The sequence below is a fragment of the Nocardia sp. NPDC047648 genome, from assembly GCF_040642815.1.
Taxonomy (GTDB): domain Bacteria; phylum Actinomycetota; class Actinomycetes; order Mycobacteriales; family Mycobacteriaceae; genus Nocardia; species Nocardia gamkensis.
In genome coordinates, this window is the sequence record NZ_JBEYSX010000004.1 from 237,583 (window position 1) to 261,140 (window position 23,558).

A 23,558-nucleotide genomic window follows, 5' to 3' on the forward strand; every position below is an offset into this window, starting at 1 on the left:
CGAGCCGTCACCTGGATCATGGAAGGGGTGTTGCGAAAGACCGGCGTCTCGGCCGCCGTCGTGGTGATTCTCGGGCTCGCCGGTTGCGGGATCGACCGCACCCCGATCCCGGAGGGCATTCCGCCCGGACCCGGGGCGCCGCTGCCCGTGATCGACCTGGACGCTCCCGGCCGCACGGCCGTCCAGTTGCACGGCTGGGCAGGCGAGCAGGCCGGGCGGCTCGGCATCCCGCAGGTCGCCCTGGAGGCGTACGGCTACGCGGCGGCCGTGATGACCAGGGCCCGCCCCGACTGCGGCATCGCGTGGACGACGTTGGCGGGCATCGCGAGCGTGGAGAGCGGGCACGGCACCCATCGCGGTGCGCGGCTCGGCGATGACGGCTCGATCCGCCCGCCGATCATCGGCATCCCGCTGGACGGCTCACCCGGCGTCGCGTTGGTCGAGGACACCGACCGCGGCGCACTCGACGGTGACCCGGTGCACGACCGCGCCGTCGGCCCGCTGCAGTTCATCCCGGAGACCTGGAAGCGCTGGGGCGTCGACGCCAACGGAGACGCGACCGCGGATCCGCAGAACATCGACGACGCCGCGCTGACCGCCGCCAGGTACCTGTGCGCCAGCGGCGGCGATCTCACCTCCGAGCACGGTTGGCAGCGCGCGTTGCTCACCTACAACCAGTCGCGCAGCTACCTGCTGACGGTGCGCGATCGAGCCGCGAGCTACAGCGTCGGCCGCCGGGTGTGATCCTCCGGTCCCCGGAGTGCCGGTTACCCGCCTCGCTGCCGGGACGATAGGCTCGCAACGCACGGCCCATCCCGTGAGACCAACCGTGTCAGCAGCCGAAGGAGTGTCGTTTTCGTGGCCATCATCGAACAGGTCGGAGCTCGCGAGATCCTGGATTCCCGCGGTAACCCCACCGTCGAGGTCGAGATCGCTCTCGACGACGGCACCCTGACCCGGGCGGCCGTGCCCTCCGGCGCGTCCACCGGCGAGCACGAGGCCGTCGAACTGCGCGACGGTGGCGAACGCTACGGCGGCAAGGGCGTGCGCAAGGCGGTCGATGGTGTGCTCGACGAGATCGCGCCCGCCGTCATCGGCCTGGACGCCGTGGAGCAGCGCACCGTCGATCAGGTGCTGCTGGACCTGGACGGCACCCAGGACAAGTCCCGGCTGGGCGCCAACGCCCTGCTCGGTGTCTCGCTGGCCGTGGCCCGCGCCGCCGCCGAGTCCTCGGGGCTCGAGCTGTTCCGCTACCTCGGCGGTCCGAACGCGCACGTGCTGCCCGTTCCGATGATGAACATCCTCAACGGCGGTGCGCACGCCGACACCGGCGTCGACGTGCAGGAATTCATGGTCGCCCCGATCGGCGCGCCCACCTTCAAGGAGTCGCTGCGCTGGGGCGCGGAGGTCTACCACGCGCTGAAGTCGGTGCTGAAGGCCAAGGGCCTGTCCACCGGCCTCGGTGACGAAGGCGGTTTCGCACCCGACGTCGCGGGCACCAAGGCCGCGCTCGACCTGATCAGCGAGGCCATCGCCAAGACCGGCCTGAAGCTGGGCAGCGACGTGGCGCTCGCGCTGGACGTCGCGGCCACCGAGTTCTACAGCACCGGCAGCGGCTACAAGTTCGAGGGCGTCGTGCGCTCGGCCGAGGAGATGGCGCAGTTCTACGCCGACCTGATCGGCGCCTACCCGCTGGTGTCCATCGAGGACCCGCTGTCGGAGGACGACTGGGACGGCTGGGTGACCCTGACCGACCAGATCGGCGAGAAGATCCAGCTCGTCGGCGACGACCTGTTCGTCACCAACCCGGAGCGCCTGGAAGAGGGCATCGCCAAGGGCGCCGCCAACGCGCTGCTGGTGAAGGTCAACCAGATCGGCACGCTCACCGAGACCCTGGATGCGGTGGAGCTGGCGCACCGCAACGGCTACAAGACGATGATGTCGCACCGGTCCGGCGAGACCGAGGACACCACCATCGCCGACCTCGCCGTCGCGGTGGGCAGCGGCCAGATCAAGACCGGCGCCCCCGCTCGCAGCGAGCGGGTCGCCAAGTACAACCAGCTGCTGCGCATCGAGGACGCGCTCGGCGATTCGGCTCGTTACGCCGGCGACGTCGCGTTTCCTCGCTTCGCGTTCGAAGGCTGACCTGCGGTACGAGCGACGGGCCCTGAGGAGGTAGCGGTGCGTGACCACCACCCAGGGCCCCGGGAGTGCCGCGAAGCAGAGACCGAGGCGTGAGATGACGGAGCGACGTGCGCGTGGGACCAGTCCGGCCGGACGTGGGGACCGCCGCACGTCGCGTGCCGACGGATCGCGCCCGGCCGATGCCGCGGCCAAGCGCGGCCGCAGGCGATCGGAGACCGCGGAGAAGCCGAAACCGCGCAAGAGCGCGCGGGGTTCGGCCGTCGGCAGGCACGACCACACGTTCCTGGGGCTGTCCACCGGCAAGGCGGTGATCCTCGCGATGGTGGTGTGCGGGCTCGCACTCACCCTCGCCGTGCCGATGCGCACGTACTTCACCCAGCGCGCGGAGGCCGCGCAGCTCGCGCAGCAGCGCGAGGAACTCGAGGCGGATCTGGCCCGGTTGCGGGATCGCCGTGCGCAGCAACAGGATCCGGCCTACATCCGGACCGAGGCGCGGGACCGCCTTCGCCTGGTGCTGCCCGGCGAGACGCCGTACATCGTGCAGGTGCCGGGCATCGAGGCGCCCGCCCCGCCCCCGGCGCCCACCAGAGCCAGGGAACCCGATCCCTGGTACACCGAACTGTGGCGCAGCATCGCCGAGCCACAGCCGACGCCCGCGGCCGCTCCGGCGGCGCCCGCCGCACCGCAAGTACTGGAAGGACCTAGGTGACCGCCCCGAACGACCAGGATCTCGCGATCATCGCCGAGCAGCTCGGCCGTGCGCCGCGCGGCGTGCTCGCCATCGCCTATCGCACCCCGGACGGGATCCCGGCCGTGGTGAAGACCGCGCCCCGGTTGCCCGACGGCACCCCCTTCCCGACGCTCTACTATCTGACCGACCCCCGGCTCACCGCGGAGGCGAGCAGGCAGGAATCCGCCGGTGTGATGCGTGAGATGACCGAGCGGCTGGCCGCCGACGCGGAGCTGGCCGCCGCCTATCGCGCCGCACACGAGAGCTATCTGGCCGAACGGGACGAAATCGAATCGCTCGGTACGGATTTCACCGGCGGCGGGATGCCCGAGCGGGTCAAGTGCCTGCACGTCCTGATCGCGCACGCACTGGCCAAGGGGCCGGGGGTGAATCCGCTCGGCGACGAGGCGGTGGCGCTGGCCGCCGAGCACGGCCTGCGTGGCACCGCCGTTCCGGCCGACTGGCCCGCGCCGCGCCCGACCGGCCCGCGAGAGACTGGAGCACAGTGATGAGTGACCGCGTAGCCGCCGTGGATTGCGGCACGAACTCCATCCGGCTGCTGATCGCCGACGTGCTCGGTGACGGGCGCCTGGCCGACGTGCACCGCGAGATGCGCATCGTCCGCCTCGGCCAAGGGGTCGACGCCACCGGTTCGCTGGCGCCCGAGGCGATCGAACGCACCCGCGCCGCCCTTGCCGACTACGCCGCGCTGATGCGCGAGGCGGGCGTCGGCCGGGTTCGGATGGTGGCCACCTCCGCCACCAGGGACGCCGCCAACCGCGAGGACTTCTTCGCCATGGCCAGGGCCGAACTCGGCACCGTGGTCGCGGGTGCGGAAGCCGAGGTGATCACCGGCGACGAGGAGGCACGCCTGTCGTTCGCGGGCGCGATCGGCGAACTGTCCAGCGCCTCGGGTCCCTTCGTGGTGGTGGATCTGGGCGGCGGATCGACCGAGCTGGTGTTCGGGGACAGCGCGGGGGTGCGATCGGCGTTCTCCGCCGACATCGGCTGTGTCCGCATCACCGAGCGCTGCCTCGCGGGCAACCCGCCCACCGCCGAGGAGATCGCCGCGGCCCGCGCCTTCGCCACCGAGCGGTTGACCGAAGCGTTCACGCACGTCCCCGTGGAGGGCGCGCACACCTGGGTCGGCGTGGCCGGCACGATGACCACCTTGGCCGCGGTCGCGCTCGATCTTCCCGAATACGACTCGCAGCGGGTGCATCTCACCCGATTGACCATGGACCAGGTCCGCCAGGTCTGCGACCGGCTGATCGCCATGGACCACGATCAGCGCGCCGCGCTGGGGCCGATGCACCCGGGCCGGGTCGACGTGATCGGCGGCGGCGCGGTCATCACCGAGGTGCTCGCGGAGGAACTGTCCCGGCGCGCGGGCATCGCCGAACTGGTCGTCAGCGAGCACGACATTCTCGACGGCATCGCCCTGTCGATCGCCTGACCGGGCCCGATCCGGCGACCGGGCCGGTCAGTTCTGCGGTACGTGACCGTCGAGCCGTACCTCGGCGTGTGTCTCCGCTCCCGGGCGGGCTTGCGTGCGGCCCGCGAGACGGGCTTTGCCGACCGCGATATCGGCGAGCCGGGACAGCGATTCCATGTTCCGCGGCACCAAGAGCAGCTCTTGCAGAACGTTGGGCACCAGGTTGCCCAGCCCTCGCTCGGCGTGTTCGTACATCCGGATCTGGGTCTCGCCGGGCGCGGTCTCCACGAGTTCCAGACGGATCCACGCGGCGCCGAGCGGCGAGAGTTTGGCCTCGAGTTCGAGCATGTGCGGCGGCTCCACCGACACGACCTGCGTGGTGTCGTTCACGGTGAACGGCCATACGCCCGCGCTGTAGTGCAGTCGGGAGCCGACGCCGGGCCATTCGCCGTCGACGTCGCGGATGTGCGTGGCGCCGACCACCCAGGCGCAGAACAGCCATCCGTCGGCGAGAACGTCGAAGACCTGTTCCGGTGTCGTCGGCACGGTGATTTCCACGTGGACCATCAGCTCAACGCTTTCTGGGGGTCGGCCGTTGCGTGTTTGCCTGTCGATTGCGGGGTGCCCGGTGGTGCGGCGGGCAAACCACCTGCCCCGACCCGGTTGCCCCACCGGCGTGAACAGAACATACGAATCCTCCACAACGCTGTCCGAGCTGCGATCTTCTAAGAATGGTTGAAGCGGCAACACCATGGCTCGGTTGGTCTCGGAATGTCGATGTCGGGTAGTTTGGCTCGGTTCTATGACCCAGGTCACGAGTTCGCCGATTCCCGGTACCGCCGGGACGGTCATGGTTTGTGCGGGGGCTGATCGTCGCCGCCATCGCACCATGGATCAGCAAATTCCTGGCCGGCGTGCATCACCTCGCCGTATGGGTACAGAACACCAAGCACAGCAGCACGATCTAAGGAGAACGCGTGACTAACCCCGGGCCACAAGCCGATCCGGCGGGTGATGTCTCGTCTCGGTGGGGCGGTTTGTTCCGAACCAAGTCCATCGAACAGTCGATCCGCGACACCGACGAACCCGACTCGAAACTCCGCAAGGACCTGACCGCCTGGGACCTCACCGTCTTCGGCGTGGCCGTCGTGGTCGGGGCGGGCATCTTCACCCTCACCGCACGCACCGCGGGCAATGTCGCGGGACCGTCGGTCTCGCTGGCCTTCGTGTTCGCCGCGATCGCCTGCGGGCTGACCGCGCTGTGCTACGCCGAGTTCGCGTCCACCGTGCCGGTGGCGGGCAGCGCCTACACCTACTCCTACGCCACCTTCGGCGAGCTCGTCGCCTGGATCATCGGCTGGGACCTGATCCTGGAGTTCGCCCTCGCCGCTGCGGTGGTGGCCAAGGGCTGGTCGCAGTACCTCGGGGAGGTGCTCGGGGACATCTCCCCGATCGCGCACCTCGGCCCGGTGACCTTCGACTGGGGCGCGGTGCTGCTGATCGCCGTGCTCGGCGTGCTGCTCGCGACCGGCACCAAGGTGTCCTCGCGGGTGTCGGCGGTGGCGGTCGCCATCAAGCTCGGTGTGATCGCGCTGGTGCTGGTCGTCGGCTTCACCTATTTCAAGTCCTCGAACCTCTCGCCCTACATTCCGCCGTCGCAACCCGGTGAGCGGGGCGAGGGCCTGCGGCAGTCGCTGTTCTCCTATCTGACCGGCGCCGGGGACAGCAACTTCGGCTGGTACGGCCTGCTCGCCGCGGCCAGCCTGGTGTTCTTCGCGTTCATCGGCTTCGACGTGGTCGCCACGACCGCGGAGGAGACCCGCGACCCGCAGAAGGCGGTGCCGCGCGGCATCCTCGGCTCGCTGCTGATCGTCACCGTCCTGTACGTCGCGGTGTCGCTCGTGCTCACCGGCATGGTGCCCTACACCGAGCTGTCCGGCGGCGACGCGACGCTCGCGACGGCGTTCGCCATCCACGGGGTGACCTGGGCGAAGAACATCATCTCCATCGGCGCCCTCGCCGGGCTCACCACGGTGGTCATGGTGATGTACCTCGGACAGACCCGGGTGCTGTTCGCGATGGCGCGCGACGGACTGATGCCGCGCAGGCTCGCGCACACCGGCACCAACGGCACGCCGGTGCGGGTCACCGTCATCGTCGGCGTGGCGTGCGCGCTGCTGGCCGGGTTCGTGGATTTCGGCACGCTGGAGGAGATGGTCAACATCGGGACGCTGTTCGCGTTCGTGCTGGTGTCGATCGGCGTGCTCATCCTGCGCCGCACGCGCCCGGACCTGCCGCGCGGATTCCGGGTGCCGCTGGTGCCGCTGATCCCCATCCTGGCGGTGCTGTCGTGCCTGTGGCTGATGCTGAACCTGTCGGTGGAGACCTGGCTGCGGTTCCTGGTGTGGATGCTGATCGGCTTCGTCGTCTACTTCGCCTACTCCCGGCGCCACTCCCTGGTCCGGAAGGCCGCGGCCACCCGGTAGCGCGGCCCTGTTCGGCGCGCCGGAGGACGGCGGATAGCCTGACGCGGTGTCGCAGCGTGAGTTGGTTGTTCTCGGAACCGCGAGTCAGGTGCCGACGAAACAGCGAAACCACAACGGTTACCTGCTCCGGTGGGACGACGAGGCGATCCTGTTCGACCCCGGTGAGGGTACGCAGCGGCAGATGACCTATGCCGGTGTGTCCGTCACCGGGATCACCCGGATCGCCATCACCCATTTCCACGGTGACCACAGCCTCGGGCTGGCCGGGGTGGTGCAGCGGATAAACCTCGATCGGGTGCCGCATCCGGTCGATGTCTGCTTCCCGGCGTCGGGCGCCGTGTACTACGACCGCTTGGTCAACGCGACGTCCTACTATCACCGCGCCGAACTGCGGCCGCGCCTGGTCGCGGGCCCCGGTCCCGTGGACTTGCCGGGGGCGCCGTTCACGGTGACGGCGGTACGGCTCTCGCATCCGGTGGACACCTTCGGCTATCGGCTCAGCGAGCCGCCCGGTAGGCGCATCCTGCCGGATCGGTTGCGCGCCTTGGGGTTGCGCGGGCCGATCATCTCCGAACTGCAACAGCGCGGCGAGGTCGAGTTCGACGGTCGCACCATCACTTTGGCGGAGATCAGCGAGCCCCGAGCCGGTCAGAGCTTCGCCTTCGTGATGGACACCCGGCTGTGTGCCGGGGTCGGCGAACTCGCCGCCGACGCCGACATGCTCGTCATCGAAGCCACCTTCCTGGACGCCGACGAAGACCTCGCCGTCGAATACGGCCATCTCACCGCGGGCCAAGCCGCGCGGGCCGCCGCCGACGCGGGCGTCCGCACCCTGGTCCTCACCCACTTCTCCCAGCGCTACCGCGACCTCGACGAGCACCTGGCCGAAGCGGCGAAGTACTTCACCGGCGAGATCCACATCGCCACCGACCTCGCCCGCATCCCAGTGCCACCCCGGCGCTGACGCCCGACACGCCGAGCCGACCGGCGGACGTTAACACCGGCCCGCCCAGACCGATCTAGTTCTCTGGGACGCCTGCCGACCCGGGCTCGAAACAACCGCCAGCGGCGCCGGTCACCCGACCGCGCCCTCCGGCATCCGCCCACGGCCGACGCCCCGCCACCCCGAGGAATACTCGGAATTCCGGTACATCCGTACGACTCGGTACGCTGTCCCGGACGCCCCTATAGCCCAATTGGCAGAGGCAGCGGACTTAAAATCCGCCAAGTGTCGGTTCGAGTCCGACTGGGGGCACTGGTCAAGCGACAACCAGATCCTCTTTTCCAGAGCGTGGCCCACCGCCATCGACACCTCGCGTGCCGCAGGGAGTCCCCAGCAGCGGCCAGTGCGCTCGGACCACCGCATGCACTACCGGCCCAATCCGTGCGTCATGCGAATGTCAGGGGAGCTACGGCTACTTGCCCCGCACACAGGGCGCATGCGTCGGTCACAGCTGGGCAGCGGCGAGCCCGTCCGGCCCCGGCGCCGCATAACCACGACTACATCAAGGCCCACCCAGCTCAATTCGAGGCGCGGGACCCTCTGCTGCCTGCGTCCGCTTGCACCCTAGGGCGAGCGGACGCAAAGGGTGTGGCACTGCTGCCGCACAATCCAGTGTGTGACCTGAACCCGACCAGGGGCCGACCGCACTGCGAGCTGGTCGAGCGCAGAGGGTCATCGGTCGCGGGATATTCCGCGTGTGCGGTCCTGCCCGTGCCCGGTGCCGCCACGCACAACACTCGGTGCGTGACCGTGTGGCTGCCTTACCGCCGCTTGCGGGTGGTGCGCCTGACCCAACCACACAAGTCTTTCCACCTCGGATAGACGCCCCTTCTCGTCCAACTCTCTAAACGCCGCGTTCCGCGCTTCGTCTAGAGCCTTGGACGCGGCCTCGCGTTCCTTTTCCGCTGCTGCGCGCGCCTCGGCCGCTGCACGCTCGACGCTGACGGCGTCGGTCGCTTCTGGGGCGGCGTGTTCTCCGGTGTCGGCGGATTCCCGTTCCTGATTTTGGTTGGGTACTGGGAAGGCCCGCGCTACTCGTTGGGCGGCTTCACGTTCAACCCGTGCTCGCTCGGTTTCCGGTGTTCGGCCTGCTTGCCTGGCAAGCTCGGCTTGTTCTCGCGTCTGCCGATCGCGTTCGGTTTTCTGCGGTGCGTCCGCCCGGCCACGCGCAGCGGCTTCCCGAAACTGCTGCATCTTCCGGAAACTTTCGGCTCGCTGCTGTGCCCGCTCGATCGTGCGTAACTTGGCCAGGCGTTGACGTGCCCGGTTGGCGCGGTTCAGTTCGTATCTTGTCTTCAACTCCAGCTGGCGGGCGTCGTTTTCGCGTATTAGCCCTCTGGTGAATGCCTCACGAGCCTGCTCCCGTGTCAATTCTTGGTGAATCACCCTGTCGCCGAATTCTTGCTTCAGCGCTACCAGCAATTGGCGGTATTTCGGCGACATCTGTTCACCTGCGACAGTCCGAATTCTCAGCGATTCGATTTCGCGTTTCGTGAGAAGTTCGCGGTCCTTTTGCAGCTCCCGGATGTCGTTCTTGCTACCGATCTGGCCCGACTTGTCTTCGATGGCGTGAATCCGTCCGTGCTCATCGGCCCTGGCCTTATCGTAACGGCGGGGACCGAGCGACGTGGAGTGCCGATCCGGTTGCTGCACGTAACCGTTCTGGCGATCACGGAAGAGGTGTTCTATGCCGTTCTCGAAAATTCTTCCGCGAGTCGGATTGTCGTATTCATCTCGGATTCTGTCGTACTCATCTGGCATGACAGTACCCACCCCCGAAAGTATTGCACGTGTCTCAGTATGGAGCTATCAACCTAATTATCATCAGACGATGAATATTCTTCTGCAAATTCGCGCAACATCTGGGCCATGCTGGAGAACATTCCGCCGTCGGCTTCGTCATGATCGTCGATCATGAGTTTCATCAATCCGTATGCGGTGTCGCCGTCGGTGTCGAAACCGTATTCGAGCAATGGGTTGACGTGATCGTAGAATGAATTCTCGCGGCCGAACCATTCATAATCCTCCCAGTGTGCACCCGCATACCGGATGAACAGTTCTCCCAGAAAACATATGAAGGCGTCAGCCAATTCGGCGTTTTCGGCTCTCATGGCGGTAGTCATGTCCGGGAACAATTCGGCCACAACGGCGTCGAGCTTGGACAATTCAGGATCGCCTTCGGGCCACGGCTCAGGGGGAATGTCGCGCAATCCCGCATAATCGAGGAACTTTCGCACTTGTGTAGCCCGCCGATTCGGGTCGACCCATTTGCCCCATTCGGTCTGCTCGACCTGAACGCCGAGATCCATCGTCATCTGCTCGTCCTTCCCCACCGTCTACTCCCTCTCGTCATGGTCCGAACGGGTCAGTGTCACGCCCGCGCACGCACCAGGCAACCAGCGCAGACAGCGCGGTGTCACATCGGAACCGTCATCGCTCGATATGCAGGCGTTCACACGGTAACCGGGGCAGCCGATCAGTTGCGCCGGATACGGTGTCGGTGCAACGGTCGATACTTTTGTCTTGCGAACACCAGAGCCGCAGTCGAGCCCGCCGCGTAATGCAGGTGGTAGCTGCGCATTCGTACGATCAGGTGCACGTCGGGTTCGTTCGGAAGGGGTGAAGTCGTGCCGTGCAAGAAATGGTGCGGTCCGGCTGGTTCCGGGTGCATGTGAGGTCTTCCGCGAAGGGTCACCTTGGCGTGAATGCTGTTGTGGTGCACTGACATAAAGTGATCCGTGAAGACTGGCGGGTTCGGTTGGCACACCGATGCGGAGTCCCGTCCGCGCGCCCTCCCTCTGATCTGCCTACATCCCCCGTAGGGCGAAGGGGGCAGGGGACGGTTATCCGTGCGGGCCGGTCTGGGTGGTTCAGGTGTTGTTGAGGTGCTGGCCGATGATCGCGGGGATCAATAGGTCCAGAAGGGTGATGTCGTCGGCGGCGGGGATGTTGTCGATGATCGGGTCCAGCAGCGGGGCGGCGTACAAGCGGCCGGTGTGCGGTCCGGCGGCGGTGCGGGCACTGTTGATCAGTTCGTAGACCACCATCGCCATCACGCGCACGCGGGTTGTGTCGCTCATCCCGTCCCGCACCGCGTCGGCGGTGGCGGTGGCGGTTATGAGGGTGCCGATGACGTCGGTGAGGACGTCGAGTTCGGCGGCGGCGCGCTCGGCGTCCTGGTCGTCGGTCACCGCCCGGCCTGCGGTGGTACTGGTGGCGGCGTGGCGTGTTCGGGGTATCTGGTGGGGTCGAACACCACGCGGATACCGATCCACGGTTCACAGCTTGGGCCGCATCCGAATGGCACTATGGCCGTGCTGCTGTGGTCAGGCATACGCCACCGCCCGGCGCTGCCGCACACGGTTGGCGGCGCATCCCCGGATCGCTTCGATGACAGCCCGACCCGGTGGGCGGTAGCCGTCGCAGGGCGGCTGCACCCACGCCCGGAACAAACCTGGCCGCTGGCCGGGGCCGGGCAACGCGATCTGTCCGGCGCGCAGGATCGACACACCCAGCCGTGACATCTCCGCGAACAACCGGATGTCCTCCGGCAAGTCCGGGCCGGTCAGGAACGTCCATCGCTGCGAGCGCGGATGCGTCAGTACCGGCCCGGCCTGCTGGCCGTGCTGATGCATCCATGTTTTGACCTCCGAGCCGATGAACGCGGGCATCATCACCCCGCACACCCGCCCCGCCCGTAGCGTGATGCGACCCAGATGCGGCGGCTCGACCTCAGCGGGCAGATCGCACACGTGCCGGTAGAAGTGACACGCGGACAACGGTGTATGCCCAAGCTGTCTGGATGGATTCACTAATGCCTCCCCTGTTCGATGTACTGGTGTGCACCCGGCGCCGGGGCTGACCATGAGGGTTGTTCATCGCCGACGTGATCGGAACCGTCCGAGTGCTACGGAAGCGCTACGCTCGTGCCCATCAAGGACCGGTGTGCACGATTGGACGGATGCGATGATCGTGACTAGGTGGACGGGTGTTGAGGTGCTGCTGCTGCGCACCCAAGCGCTTCGTCTGACGCAGAAAGAGCTTGCGGCCGTGTCCGGGTTTTCGATAGGTGCGGTGCGGAAGTGGGAGCGTCGCGGATCAACGATCACACTTGCGAGTGAGTTCGCCGAGGGTATGGATACTCTGCTCCGGCGCCTCGATGACCGGCAGCGGGCGCGGTTTCAGTCTGCCCTTGCCAACGTACGAGATGGTAATCGCGGTTCGGTGAGCGGCGACGAAGGAAATCACCGGGTGCAGCGTAGTATTGCCACTACGGAGAAATTAGATGTCAGAACCATTGACCTTATTCGAGGCCGCATATGCGATCTGAATGCCTCTTATGAAATTGAGCCCTCCACGTCCCTTCTCGGGCAGGCTGGACAACATCTCGGCCAAGTGCGACTTTTTCACACCCATGTGACCACTGAGTCAATCCGCAGAAAACTACTTGCTGTCGAAGCTCAAGGTGCGGCACTTATGAGCCGTCTTGTCTGGGACGCTTCTCAGCGCCGCGACAACGCGACGGCGCACTATTATCTGGACCAATCAATTGCGGCGGCACAGGAGTTGGGTGATCCGGTCGTCGAAGGCCGAGCTCTCCTGCGAAAAATATACATTTCGCTCTATGGCGAAAAGAACCCCGCTGTTGCATTGAGTTTGTCTACCAGACTTCTGGATTCTGGACAGGCATTTGATCAAGAGTTGGCGTTTCTGGCGCTTCTTCATCAGGCTGAGGCATTCGCGATGATGGGTAGGCAAACGGAATGCGAGAAGGCATTGGTCCGTGCTGACCATATCCATGGGGGTGTTGCCGACGGCGCGGTCGTATCAGGTATGGACACCGTAGCGGAATATAATCGGCTTGCTGGATCGTGCTACCTCTTCCTTGGTAAAGAAAAGCGTGCTCAAGTCATGCTGGAAGAAGTGGCCGGCAAGGTGGGAAAGAAATCGAAGACCGATGCCATCGTCTTGGGCAACCTCAGCCTTGCTCAACTCAGGCAGCATAGGCTCGAAGAGGGCGCGCATGTTCTCAATAAAGCAATCGATTCTGTGGAAAAGACGCGCGGCGGCGCTGGGTTGAACATTGTGTTCAATGCTTGCCGAGAGCTCAAGTCGTACCGCAATTCCGCAGTTTTGCGTGACGTGTACGACCGCGTTTTCGAGCTGATGACACGATAGGAGAGGGCGCAGTGAGTGTTGAGCAGCGGAAGCAGAAGCTTCGCGAAGAGATCTGGGACGTACTGGAGCATGAAGGAGTTACGGAGCGAGGCGCTCCCCGCCATATCCCGGCATTCGCGGGTGCCGAATTGGCGGCTGACCGCTTGGCTGGTCTGAACGAATGGAAGCGCGCTAAAGTTGTCAAGACAGTTCCCGACACCGCTCAATTACCCGTTCGGATTCGTGCCCTTGCCGAGGGAAAATTGGTCTATATGGCGGTTCCTCGCCTGGCTGCGCCGAAGCCTTTCTATTTTCTTGACCCCGCTGCTTTGGTCGAGTTGCCTGAGCGTGCGGCGCAAAGGGACGTAGCCGCCGCAATCGGCCGGAACGTGGATGTTAATGAGATGCATGCAGTTGACATGGTGGTCCTCGGCAGCGTAGCGGTTGACCGTAGCGGCGCTCGATTGGGCAAGGGCGCAGGGTACTCCGACATCGAACTTGCACTTCTGCAAGAGGGTCACCGGATCGGTCCGGATACGGTGATCGCAACAACCGTGCATCGACTTCAGGTGCTGAACGAGCCATTGCCGGAGAGTGCGCATGACTTCCGGGTGGACATGATCGTCACGCCGGAGGACGTTATTCGGTGCGACGAACGCCGTCGCCCAGTTGGACTCCTCTGGGACTCGTTGCCGCAAGAGAAGATCGCGGCGATCCCAGCGCTCGCGGCCCGACAGGCGGCGGCGAGGCCGGATTGACGGCTTGCGCCCGTGTGCTCGAGTTCCCAAGGACCGCACAGTGGAGGGCGATCCGCGAGCGCATCGAGAATGAAGACGGCCCGCCGTCTACGCGGTAGCCTCGGCTGCTCGATCGCCCCTCTGCAGACACCCAACCGTTGTGGCCACAATTGCTGTGGTTCAAGGTGCTGTTCATGACTGGACGATGAGACGATCAGGTGCGCTCTTGTCTTTCAACCACGCCGATGCGATCTTGCGCGCCACCGCGCGGAAGAGTATGTCCTCGGTGCCGGTCTCGGGGCGTATCGTCTCGGCGTCCTTGTCGAGGAGGAGGGTTCGCTCGATTCCCGATGCGGTGGTGTAGGCGTAGCGGACCTGTTGCTGGTCTTCCGCTATCTTTCGGATCTCCGCGTACAGTGCCATGCGTTTCAGCGCGAAAGGCCGTGGGCGCGGGCGATGATGCGTTCCATGACCGTGCGGGGGAGGAGGCGGCGGAGGGTGAAGAGGGCGGGGGCGTTGCTGCCTACGGCGTAGAGGGGTTGGGGGCGGTCGGCTTCGATCGCTTTGACGATGGTGGTGGCGACCTTCTCCGGGGTGATGCCCTTGCCCTGCTTGTCGTCCAGTTTCGCCATGAAAGTCGTGAAATCGGCGGTGTGGGGGGAGTTTTCGGTGAGGTACTTGGTGCGGCGCTCGCGCAGGCCGGTGTCGATCTGGCCGGGCTCGACGGCGGTGATCCAGACGCCGAAGGGGGATTCCTCGAAGCGGGCGGCCACCGCGAAGCCGCGCAGTGCCGCCTTGGTGGCGACGTAGGACGAGCGGTAGGGCATCGGGAAGCTGGCGAGCATCGATCCGACCATGACGACGCGGCCGTACCGGCGTTCCCGCATGCCGGGCAGCACCGCACTGGTCAGGGCGACGGGTCCGAGCACATTCAGCTGGAACAGTCGTTCGACAGCGTCGGTGGGTAGTTCGGCGAGCGGGCCCGCCTGGCTTTCGCCCGCGTTGTTCACCAGTACGTCGACCTGGTCCAGACCGGCGGTGAAGGCCGCGATCGACGCCGGGTCGGTGAGGTCGAGCGCCCGGTACTCGACGCCGGGCACAACGGCGTCGGAGCCGATGGTGGCAGGGTTGCGGCTGGTTCCGATCACGCGATATCCACGCCCGGCCAGTGCGGTGGCCGTGGCCTTCCCGATTCCGGACGACGCACCGGTGACCACGGCGACGCGAGACATGGGGCTCCTTTCGACAGCAATACGCTGACGATATCGTCAACTCCTCGGTTCGCGCTACCCGGAAGTAACTTTCTGCCGCTGACGAGGGCGTCCGGTGGGGTGGGGCACTGAGCGCCACGAGTATGGCGTCGATGGGTCCGTCCCGTCCGCGCGGCGGCGGGAAACGGGAATACAACGTGTGGTGGCGGCTCGGGGATTGCCCATTGAATTCTCCATGGCGGGTTCTGCACCGCCCGCGGTGGCACGGTGCTGCCGCGTGCACTCTGCTCGGATCACCCGCGAGCCTGTGAGCTGGGCAGACGGGCCCGCGCATCGGCGTGAGATACGCACCGGCGCAGTCGAAATCGTTCACCGGAGGGAAGTTCGCGCGGATGTCGGCCGTCGCGGGATGGGGCTAGTGTTGGCCGGCGCGGTGCAGGCCGGAGACGCTGCCGCGTTACCCCCGACGCCGAGGAGACTGTGGTGGTTGTCGATACCGTCCGCGAGGAACAGGCGATCCGTCAGATGACGGAGCGGCTGGTCGAAAACTACACCGAGACCTATTCTCCCGAGCATATCGAGAGCACCGTGGGCGCGGCCCGGCAGAAGTTCGCGGGCCATCCGGTGCGGCAATTCGTTCCGATCCTGATCGAGCGCGTGGTGCGACGGGAGTTGGAGAAGTCTCCCGAAGCGGAAGTCCAACCCGCCACCGTCTCGATGGACAAGGCGCCCGAGCCCTCCGCGAGCCCTTCGGGGACACTGTCGCGGCTGCGTGACTTGTGGTCGTCGAAGAAGCGTTTCGCACCCTATGCGGTGGGCTTCGTCGTGATCCTGACGGTGATCGCCGTCGTTCTCGCCGTGCGGCAACCCGGTCCCGAAGCGCCCGCGGCCGCTCCGGCTCCCGTCGCGCCGCTCACGGTCGTGCGCGGCGTGGTCGGGTCGGAGAAGATGCCGTTCTTCCAGGACCCCAAGGTGATCGACGCGCTGGCGCGCGGCGGCGTGCGCGTGGAGGTCGAACCCGCCGGGTCGCGCCAGATCGCCACGTCCGTCGATCTCGCGAAATTCGACTTCGCCTTCCCCTCCAGTGAGCAGGCGGCCGAGCGAATCCAGCGGCAGCGCAATGTGACCGCCAAGTACACGCCGTTCTCCTCGCCGATGGCCGTCGCGACGTTCGCGCCGATCGCCGATCTGCTCGGCCGGGCGGGCGCGGTGCGCCCAGGCCCGGTGCCGACGCTGGACCTGCGCCGCTACCTCGAACTCGTTCGCAACGGCACGCGCTGGGACGAGCTGCCCGACAACACCGCCTACCCGGTGCGCAAGAACATCTTGATCTCCACCACAGACCCGCGTAGCTCGAATTCCGCCGCCATGTATCTGGCCGCGGCGAGCTATGCCGCGAACAACAACACGATCGTGCAGGGCCAAACCGCCGAGCAGGCCGTCCTGCCCGCGGTGTCGCGGCTGTTCGTGGGCCAGGGCTACACCGAGAACACCACCGAGGGCCCGTTCAACAACTACCTCGCCACCGGGATGGGCCCGACGCCGATGGCATGGATCTATGAGGCGCAGTACGTCGAGGCGCTGGTGCGCGGCCAGATCAAACCCGGGATGACGCTGGTGTACCCCTCCCCGACGGTGCTGTCCCGGCACACGCTGGTGCCGTTCGGCGAGACGGGTGACCGGCTCGGTCGCCTGTTGTCCACCGACCCGGAGTTGCAGCGGCTGGCCGCCGAGCACGGCTTCCGGACCAACGACGGCGCCCAGTTCGCGAAGGTCGCCGCCGAACGCAACGCTCCGGTGGCCGCGGATCTGCTGGACGTCGTCGCCACCCCGACCTACGACACGCTCGAGCACCTGCTCGAGGGAGTCACCAAGACCTACAACTGAAGCCGAGGCGGCGGTTTCGGTGGAGATGATGCGGGCATCCTCTCCGCATCAGGTACCGGAAGAAACGGCCGGTATCGCGGCGGGAGGAAACACCGGTGACAGCGGACGACGGGCCATGGGAGATCCCTCCGATCGATAACGCTCCGGATATCGCGCGCGACCCCGCGCCCGCGCCCGGAGCGACGATGGCCGACACCAGGAACTGGCCGGGCTACGGGCTGCTGCTGGTCGCGGCGGCGGTCGCGATAGCCGCCGCGGTACTGGCGGGCTGGGGGTTCGCCCAGCTCTCGGCCGTAGCCGCGATCATCGCGGCCGTCTTCCTGGTGATCGGGGTGGGCCTGATCGTGCTGGAGCAGGTGCGCGCACGAGCGAAGGCCCGCGAGCACACCGAACAGCCCGCCGAGCGGGCCACCGTTCCGCCGGGGTACTGAGCTTCCTCAATCCCGGGGAAGGAAACCGGACTCGATGAACTCGCGGACGAAGGTGTCGACCACCGTGCGGTCCACCTTCGGGCAGTCCACGCCGGTGCCCGCCAGCGCCGCGCGGGTGTGCTCGTCGGCCCAGTCGAGGTGACCGGCGAGTTCGGCGAAATCGTGACTCAGCAGCGCCGCGCGCACCAGCGAATCGTCGCCGAGCGCGTCCCGGCGGCGCGCTTCCCTGACCAGACCGGCGCGCACGGCGTCCTCCGGCATCGTCGCCACCGGCAGCCCGTGGGCGCGCAAACTGGCGAGAATGTCGCCGACCGCGACGGGGGCCCGATTGACCAGGTGAAACACGGTTTCCGGGCGCGGGCGGGCCGAAATTTCCACCACCGCGCCCGCCACATAGCTCACCGGAACCAGTGAGACGGTGGCGTCGCCCACATCTGGCGCCATACCGAGCATCACGGCGGCGCGGACCATGTTCCACAGCGAATCGTCCGGGCTGTTCACCCCGACCTCCGGGCAGCCGCAGATGGTGCCCGGCCGGTAGATGGCGATCGGCAGCCCGCGCTCACCCGCTTGGCGGACCAGTTCCTCCGCAACCCATTTGGAGGCCAGATAGCCGTTCCCTGGCACCTGGTCGGCACGCAAGCGGACGCCCTCGGCGACCACCGGAGATTCCGGTGCGTCGCCGACGGCCGCGCCCATCGTGGAGATCAGATGGAACGGCTTCACCCGGCGAGTGGTCGCCAGCCGCAACAACTCCCGGGTGCCCTCCACGTTGGCCTGCCGTAGCCGGGCGTAGGGATCGACGTGATTGACGCGCGCGCCGTTGTGGTAGATCGCATCGATGCTGTCGGCCAGGCAGTCGTAGTCGGCAGGATCCAAGCCGAGGCGCGGTGCGGTGAGATCGCCCGCGACGACGACGATCCGCTCCGCAGCGGTCGTCCCCGAGAGCCGGTAGTGGTTCAGCGCATTCAGGATCCGGTCGATGCCCTCTTCGGCGTCGTCGGCGCGCACCACGCACCACACGCGCGCCTCGGTGCGATCCAGCAGTGCTTGCAGCAGGTGCGCGCCGAGAAAGCCGGTCGCGCCGGTGAGCAGGACCTCCTGCGGCGGCCCGCTGTGCGCGGGTGCGCAGCCCGCGATGCCGATCTCCGGCTCGAGGACGGCGTCGCGTTCCGGCGTCGGCGCGGCGGGCGCGCACTCGCCGGTCAGCCGCGCCGCGAGGCCGCCGACGGTCGGGGCCGCGAGAATCGCCGACATGGGCACGTCGCGCCGCAGCCGGTCCGACAACCGCTGGTGCAAGGTGAACGCGAGCAGGGACGACCCACCGAGTTCGAAGAAGTCGTCGCCGACCCCGATCGGGGACACGGCGAGCACATCGGCGAAGACCTCCGCGATCGTGCGCTCCAGCGGGGTGCCGGGGCGCACCCCGGCGCGTGCGGTGAACACCGGCTGGGGCAGCGCGGCGCGGTCGAGTTTCCCGCTGGTGTTCACCGGGAACGTGTCGAGCGCCAGCACCGCCGACGGCACCATGTAACCGGGCAGCACCCGGGCCACCGAGTGACGCACCGCGTCCGCGTCGACCACGGCCCCCGGCGCGGCCACCACGTAGCCGACCAGCCGGTCTCCCGCATCGGAGCCTTTGACCGCCACCGCTGCCCTGCCGACCGCCGGATCGGCCAGCAAGGCCGCTTCGATCTCGCCGAGTTCGATGCGATGGCCGCGGACCTTGACCTGGAAGTCGGTGCGGCCCAGATAGTCCAGTGTGCCGCCGCGGTTCCACCGCACCAGGTCGCCGGTCCGGTACATCCGCTCGCCGGGGTGCAGCGGATCGGCGACGAACCGGGCCGCGGTCAGGCCGGGCGCGCCGTGATAGCCGCGGGCGAGCTGAACTCCACCCAGGTAGAGCTCGCCCGCCACGCCCACTGGAACCGGCCGCAAACGGTCGTCCAGGACGTGGCAGCGCGAATTCCATTCCGGCACACCGATGGAGACGCCGGGAGCGGTGCGGTCGGCAGCCGAGACGGCGTGCCGGGTGATGCTCACCGCGGCCTCGGTCGGCCCGTACAGGTTGTGCAAGTCGGCCCGGGCCACGCTCGCGAAAGCCCGTGCGGTCTCCGGAGGCAGCGCTTCACCGATGACGAAGACCGCGCGCAGCGAGGACAGTTCGTCCTCGGTCGCGTGCTGGGCGAAAACGGTGAGCATCGCGGGAACGAAATCGGTGAGCGTCACCCGGTGCTCGGCGATCAGCCGGACCAGCGCCGCCGGATCGCGATGCTCGTCCGGCCCGGCCAGGACCAGCCGCGCGCCCGCGCGCAGCGGCAGGAAGTAGCCCCACAGGGACACGTCGAAGGTCGCGGGGGTCTTGTGCAGATAGACGTCGGTGGCGTCGACGTCGTATTCGGCCTGCATCCAGGCCAGTTGGTGCACGATCGCCCGATGGCCGACCACCACGCCTTTGGGGCGACCGGTCGAGCCGGAGGTGTAGATGAGGTAGGCGGGCTGATCGGCGCGCCATGGCGCTCGGCGCTCGGCGTCGGTCACGGGCTCCGGACCGAAGCGGTCGAGGTCCAAGGTGTCGACGTCGTAGGCCTCGGCGGCGGTGAAGCCGTCGTCGGCGGTGGTGAGCACGCATCGCGGCGCCGCCGATTCGAGCACGTAGCGGATGCGTTCGGCGGGATGGCCCGGATCGATCGGCACCCATGCCGCGCCCGCCTCCACGATCGCGTTCAGCGCGACCACCTGCTGGATCGACCGCCGCATCGCCACCGCCACGACGGTTTCCGGACCGACGCCCTGTTCGATCAGCCAGCGCGCCAGGCGGGCGGTCCGCTCGCGCAGTCGCGCGTAGGTGAGGGTCTCGGTTCCGCAGACCACGGCGATCGCGTCCGGGGTCGCAGCGGCCTGCCGCGCCATCGCGGCGGTGAGCGGCTCGGCCGGGACCTCGTGCTCGGCTCCGGCGCCCCAGGAGCGGATGCGCTTGTGCTCGACCGGGTCCATGATGTCGATGTCACCGACGACGGCACCGGGGTCGGCCGCGACCTGGAGCAGGATGCGGATGTAACCGTCGAGGAAACGTTGCACGGTGTGCTCGTCGAACAGGTCGGTGCTGTAACCGAATCGGATGATGATCTCGCCCGGCTCGCCGTCGGCGTCGCGGGTGTCGACCACACCGATGTGCAGGTCGGTCTTCGCCGTGTCGGCGTCCACATCGAGGAACGACACGCTGGGCCCCGACAGCTCGAGGGTGGCCTGCGTGAAATTCTGGAACGCGAAGCCGACCTGGTAGAGCGGGTGACGCCCGGGCGAGCGGGTCGGATCGACCGCGTCGACCACGTGCTCGAAGGGCACCTCGGAGTGCGCGAAGTTGACCAGATCCCGTTCCCTGGTGCGCCGCAGCAGGGCGGTGAAACTCTCCGCGGGCTCGATCCCGGTCCGGGAGACGGTCGTGTTGACGAACATGCCGACGACGTCGGCGAGCGCGGGCTCGGCCCGGTTCGTCATCGGCACGCCGATCGCGATGTCGGTGCTGCCGGACAGGCGGGACAGCAGTACGGCGAGCGCCGAGCGCATCACCATGAACAGCGTCGCCCGATGTGCGCGGGCGACGGTGAGCAGGTCGCGGTGCAGGGTCGCGGGCACCGTCCGCTGGGTGGCCGAGCCGCGCAGCGTGGCCACCGGCGGGCGCGGCCGGTCGGCGGGCAGGTCGAGTTCGTCGGGCAGGCCCGCCAGCTCGCCGGTCCAGTACGCCAGTTGCCGCGACAGCGGCGAATCCGGGTCGTCGCGGGAACCGAGCAGATCGCGCTGCCACAGGGCGTAGTCGGCGTACTGAACGTCCGGCGGCTGCCAGGCCGGAGCGGCGCCCGCGCTGCGGGCGGCGTAGGCCAGGGCCACGTCGCGGGCCAGCGGCGCCAGCGAGGACCCGTCGGCGCAGATGTGGTGCAAGCCGCAGACCAGCACGTACTCGGTCGGGGTGCGCAGCAGCCGGACACGCAGCGGCACCTCGGCCGCTACATCGAACCCGTGCCGCAGGATCGCGCGTACCCGGCCGGGCACCGCGTTGTCGGACAGTTCCTCGACCGCGAAATCCTCGACCACCCGTTCGGTGTCGAGGATCAACTGGCGTGGTCCGGCTTCGTCGGCGGGGTATCTGGTGCGCAACGACTCGTGCCGTTCGACGGTATCGGCGAACGCCGCGCGCAATGCGGGCACGTCCAGCTCCGACAGCCGCAGCGCGAAGCCGATGTTGTCCACCGAGGACGTCGTGTCGAACTGGTTGCGCAGCCAGAACCGCAGCTGGGCGGGGGACAGGGGGATGCGCTCCGGCCTGGTTCGCGCACGCAGAACCGGGCGCGCCGTATCGAATTGCTGCGAGCGGATCGCCTTCGACAAGCCCGCGACGGTGGGATGGTCGAACACCAGTCGCGGCGGAATGCGCAGCCGCCAGATTTCGCTCAACCGCGCGGCGACCTGCGTCGCCAGCAGCGAATTTCCGCCCGCCGCGAAGAAATCGGCGTCGGCGCCGAATCGCTCCCGGCCCAGCACGCGGGCGAGGACCTCGGCGACCGTTTCCTCGCCGAGGTCCGCGGCGGGCCGATAGTCCGGCTCGTCGATGGCACGCAGGCGCAATGCGGGCCGATCGGCCTTGCCCGTGGGAGTGCGCGGAATCCGTTCGACGACGGTGATCGTGTTGGGCACCATGTACTTCGGCAGCAGCGCGGCGAGCGCGTCGGCCAGAGCGGTGGGGTCCGGGGCGTGTCCCGGTTCGGGCTGGACGAACGCGGCGAGCGTGGTCTCGCCCACGGCGGTCTTGCGGTCGACGGTCACCGCCAGCCGGACGCCGGGCTGCGTCGACAGGATCGCGTCGATCTCGCCGAGCTCGATGCGGAAGCCACGGACCTTGACCTGGTCGTCGGCGCGACCGAAATAGTCCAGATCACCGGTGGTGGTGCGCCGGACGAGATCGCCGGTGCGGTACATCCGGGAACCGGGCGGTCCGAACGGATCGGCGAGGAACCGTTGCGCGGTCAGATCGGGGCGTCCGTGATATCCCCGCGCCACGCCGGGTCCGGCCACGTACAGCTCGCCGACGACGCCGATGCCGACCGGCCGCAGCCGGTGATCGAGCACCTGGCAGCGCGTGCCGGGCACGGCCGATCCGATGGTGACCGGTGTGTCCGGCGACAGCGCCGGGCTGAGTGTCGCCACGATGGTGGATTCGGTTGGGCCGTAGGCATTGTGGAACAGGCGGCCGTCGGTGGCCCAATGCTGCGGCAACATCGGGGGACAGGGCTCACCGCCGACCAGGACCGACCGCAGGGCCGGCAGTCCGGCCGGCTCGATCGTGGCCAGCGCGGACGGGGTGAGGAAGGCATGGGTGATCGCGTGCCGCGCGAGCAGTTCCACCAAGGCGGTGCCGCCGTAGAGGCCGGGCGGGGCGATCACGAGAGTCGCCGCGGAGCAGATCGCGAGCAGCAACTCCAGAATCGAGGCGTCGAAGCTCGGTGACGCGAAGTGCAGCACCCGCGAGTCTTTGTCCAACCCGTGCCGCCCGGCCAATTCGGTGCACAGCGGGGCGAGCCCGGCATGGGTGACGGCGACGCCTTTCGGGCGTCCGGTAGACCCCGAGGTGTAGATCAGGTAGGCCGCGTGGGCGGCTCGAACTCGCGCCGTCCGTTCGAAGTACGCGATCGGGTTCGCGGGGTTCGCCGCTACCCGCGCGATCACTTCCTCGTCGTCCAGCGCGAGCCAGCGCACCTCGGTGGGCAGCGTCGTCGCGAGCCCGGTTCGGGTCAGCCCCAGCGCGGCGCCGCTGTCGATCACTTGGAATGTGATGCGCGACAACGGAAGCGCCGGATCGATCGGGACGAAGGCGGCGCCGGTCTTGGCGATCGCCCACACCGCGAGCACCGATTCGAGGGATCGCGGAAGCGCCACCGCCACAGCTGTTTCCGGCCCCGCGCCCGCGGCGAGCAACGTGCGGGCCAGCTGGGACGAGCAGGCGTCGAGGTCGCGGTAGGTGATCGTGGTGTCGCCGTCCAGAACAGCGACGCCGTCGGGATTGTGCTCCGCCGCGGCGGCCAGCAGGGCGGCGAATGTGGGCGTGGCGGAGTCGGCTGATCTGCGGCGACGGCTGTTGCGAGCGGGTGGACGAGGATTCCGGATACCGCTGGTCATATCTTCGTCCCGTTCCGCGTGGCAGTAACGCGCCAGATGCTATAGCCGTGCGGCGGGATTCCTCACCGATGAGAAGGCGGCTGCACCGGCTTCGCACGCCGCTCGGGCCATCCGGTGGCGTGTGCCGCGACGTCGTCCGGCACGACCTCGTCGGCTCCCGGT

At 67.7% G+C, this 23,558-nt stretch carries 19 protein-coding genes and 1 tRNA gene; 12 read left to right on the top strand and 8 right to left on the bottom strand.

Annotated features, from left to right (window positions below; translation table 11 throughout):
* The first annotated feature begins 18 nt into the window (after positions 1 to 18).
* The 5 genes from ABZ803_RS12145 to ABZ803_RS12165 all read left to right on the top strand — a co-directional run bounded on the left by ABZ803_RS12145 (position 19) and on the right by ABZ803_RS12165 (position 4,331).
* Positions 19 to 744 (top strand): lytic murein transglycosylase, encoded by a 726-nt coding sequence (locus ABZ803_RS12145; protein ID WP_357036344.1) that lies wholly within the window; start codon positions 19 to 21, stop codon positions 742 to 744.
* A gap of 114 nt (positions 745 to 858) precedes the next feature.
* Positions 859 to 2,145 (top strand): phosphopyruvate hydratase, encoded by a 1,287-nt coding sequence (gene eno / locus ABZ803_RS12150; RefSeq protein WP_040869660.1) that lies wholly within the window; start codon positions 859 to 861, stop codon positions 2,143 to 2,145.
* 94 nt (positions 2,146 to 2,239) lie between these two features.
* Positions 2,240 to 2,854 carry a septum formation initiator family protein gene (locus ABZ803_RS12155; protein WP_357035904.1) on the top strand — a complete coding sequence of 205 codons (615 nt, stop codon included), beginning with the start codon at positions 2,240 to 2,242 and terminating at the stop codon, positions 2,852 to 2,854.
* Positions 2,851 to 3,384 (top strand): DUF501 domain-containing protein, encoded by a 534-nt coding sequence (locus tag ABZ803_RS12160; RefSeq protein WP_040869658.1) that lies wholly within the window; start codon positions 2,851 to 2,853, stop codon positions 3,382 to 3,384. Before ABZ803_RS12155 ends, ABZ803_RS12160 begins: the two co-directional genes overlap by 4 nt.
* Positions 3,384 to 4,331 (top strand): Ppx/GppA phosphatase family protein, encoded by a 948-nt coding sequence (locus ABZ803_RS12165; RefSeq protein WP_357035907.1) that lies wholly within the window; start codon positions 3,384 to 3,386, stop codon positions 4,329 to 4,331. The genes ABZ803_RS12160 and ABZ803_RS12165 overlap by 1 nt, the downstream gene beginning before the upstream one ends.
* A 27-nt stretch (positions 4,332 to 4,358) precedes the next feature.
* On the opposite strand, the gene ABZ803_RS12170 is transcribed toward ABZ803_RS12165, so the two are convergent.
* Positions 4,359 to 4,877 carry an SRPBCC family protein gene (locus tag ABZ803_RS12170; protein ID WP_357035910.1) on the bottom strand — a complete coding sequence of 173 codons (519 nt, stop codon included), beginning with the start codon at positions 4,875 to 4,877 and terminating at the stop codon, positions 4,359 to 4,361.
* Positions 4,878 to 5,287: 410 nt separating this feature from the next.
* On the opposite strand from ABZ803_RS12170, the gene ABZ803_RS12175 reads away from it, so the two are divergent.
* From ABZ803_RS12175 to ABZ803_RS12185, 3 genes are all read left to right on the top strand, one after another.
* Positions 5,288 to 6,796: an amino acid permease gene (locus ABZ803_RS12175; protein ID WP_357035913.1), complete on the top strand. Its 1,509-nt coding sequence runs from the start codon at positions 5,288 to 5,290 to the stop codon at positions 6,794 to 6,796.
* Between the two features lie 46 nt (positions 6,797 to 6,842).
* Positions 6,843 to 7,760: a ribonuclease Z gene (locus ABZ803_RS12180; protein ID WP_357035917.1), complete on the top strand. Its 918-nt coding sequence runs from the start codon at positions 6,843 to 6,845 to the stop codon at positions 7,758 to 7,760.
* A 217-nt stretch (positions 7,761 to 7,977) separates the two neighbouring features.
* Positions 7,978 to 8,051 (top strand) — tRNA-Leu (locus ABZ803_RS12185).
* Between the two features lie 420 nt (positions 8,052 to 8,471).
* On the opposite strand, the gene ABZ803_RS12190 is transcribed toward ABZ803_RS12185, so the two are convergent.
* The 4 genes from ABZ803_RS12190 to ABZ803_RS12205 form a co-directional block, all read right to left on the bottom strand.
* Positions 8,472 to 9,572, bottom strand: coding sequence for a hypothetical protein (locus ABZ803_RS12190; protein WP_357035920.1), 1,101 nt, complete (start codon positions 9,570 to 9,572; stop codon positions 8,472 to 8,474).
* Between the two features lie 41 nt (positions 9,573 to 9,613).
* On the bottom strand, positions 9,614 to 10,132 hold the full coding sequence (locus ABZ803_RS12195) for a hypothetical protein (RefSeq protein ID WP_357035923.1): 519 nt from the start codon (positions 10,130 to 10,132) through the stop codon (positions 9,614 to 9,616).
* Positions 10,133 to 10,669: 537 nt separating this feature from the next.
* Entirely contained in the window at positions 10,670 to 10,990 is a 321-nt protein-coding gene (locus tag ABZ803_RS12200) for a hypothetical protein (RefSeq protein ID WP_357035926.1), read from the bottom strand.
* Positions 10,991 to 11,125: 135 nt separating this feature from the next.
* Positions 11,126 to 11,611, bottom strand: a complete 486-nt coding sequence (locus ABZ803_RS12205) for a DNA-directed RNA polymerase subunit beta (protein WP_357035929.1) — start codon at positions 11,609 to 11,611, stop codon at positions 11,126 to 11,128.
* Between the two features lie 133 nt (positions 11,612 to 11,744).
* On the opposite strand from ABZ803_RS12205, the gene ABZ803_RS12210 reads away from it, so the two are divergent.
* Complete coding sequence (locus ABZ803_RS12210; RefSeq protein WP_357035932.1) at positions 11,745 to 12,977, top strand: hypothetical protein; 1,233 nt, start codon at positions 11,745 to 11,747, stop codon at positions 12,975 to 12,977.
* Positions 12,978 to 12,988: 11 nt separating this feature from the next.
* On the top strand, positions 12,989 to 13,714 hold the full coding sequence (locus tag ABZ803_RS12215; RefSeq protein ID WP_357035935.1) for a 5-formyltetrahydrofolate cyclo-ligase: 726 nt from the start codon (positions 12,989 to 12,991) through the stop codon (positions 13,712 to 13,714).
* 171 nt (positions 13,715 to 13,885) lie between these two features.
* On the opposite strand, the gene ABZ803_RS12220 is transcribed toward ABZ803_RS12215, so the two are convergent.
* The gene (locus ABZ803_RS12220; RefSeq protein ID WP_357035938.1) at positions 13,886 to 14,116 is read right to left on the bottom strand and encodes a hypothetical protein; all 231 of its coding nucleotides are present in this window, start codon (positions 14,114 to 14,116) and stop codon (positions 13,886 to 13,888) included.
* A gap of 5 nt (positions 14,117 to 14,121) precedes the next feature.
* Positions 14,122 to 14,925 (bottom strand): SDR family oxidoreductase, encoded by an 804-nt coding sequence (locus tag ABZ803_RS12225; protein ID WP_357035941.1) that lies wholly within the window; start codon positions 14,923 to 14,925, stop codon positions 14,122 to 14,124.
* Between the two features lie 462 nt (positions 14,926 to 15,387).
* On the opposite strand from ABZ803_RS12225, the gene ABZ803_RS12230 reads away from it, so the two are divergent.
* Together ABZ803_RS12230 and ABZ803_RS12235 are read left to right on the top strand one after the other, a co-directional pair.
* The gene (locus ABZ803_RS12230) at positions 15,388 to 16,791 is read left to right on the top strand and encodes a three-helix bundle dimerization domain-containing protein (RefSeq protein WP_357035944.1); all 1,404 of its coding nucleotides are present in this window, start codon (positions 15,388 to 15,390) and stop codon (positions 16,789 to 16,791) included.
* Positions 16,792 to 16,886: 95 nt separating this feature from the next.
* The gene (locus ABZ803_RS12235; protein ID WP_357035947.1) at positions 16,887 to 17,222 is read left to right on the top strand and encodes a hypothetical protein; all 336 of its coding nucleotides are present in this window, start codon (positions 16,887 to 16,889) and stop codon (positions 17,220 to 17,222) included.
* A 6-nt stretch (positions 17,223 to 17,228) separates the two neighbouring features.
* On the opposite strand, the gene ABZ803_RS12240 is transcribed toward ABZ803_RS12235, so the two are convergent.
* On the bottom strand, positions 17,229 to 23,396 hold the full coding sequence (locus ABZ803_RS12240; protein WP_357035950.1) for an amino acid adenylation domain-containing protein: 6,168 nt from the start codon (positions 23,394 to 23,396) through the stop codon (positions 17,229 to 17,231).
* Positions 23,397 to 23,558: the final 162 nt, after the last annotated feature.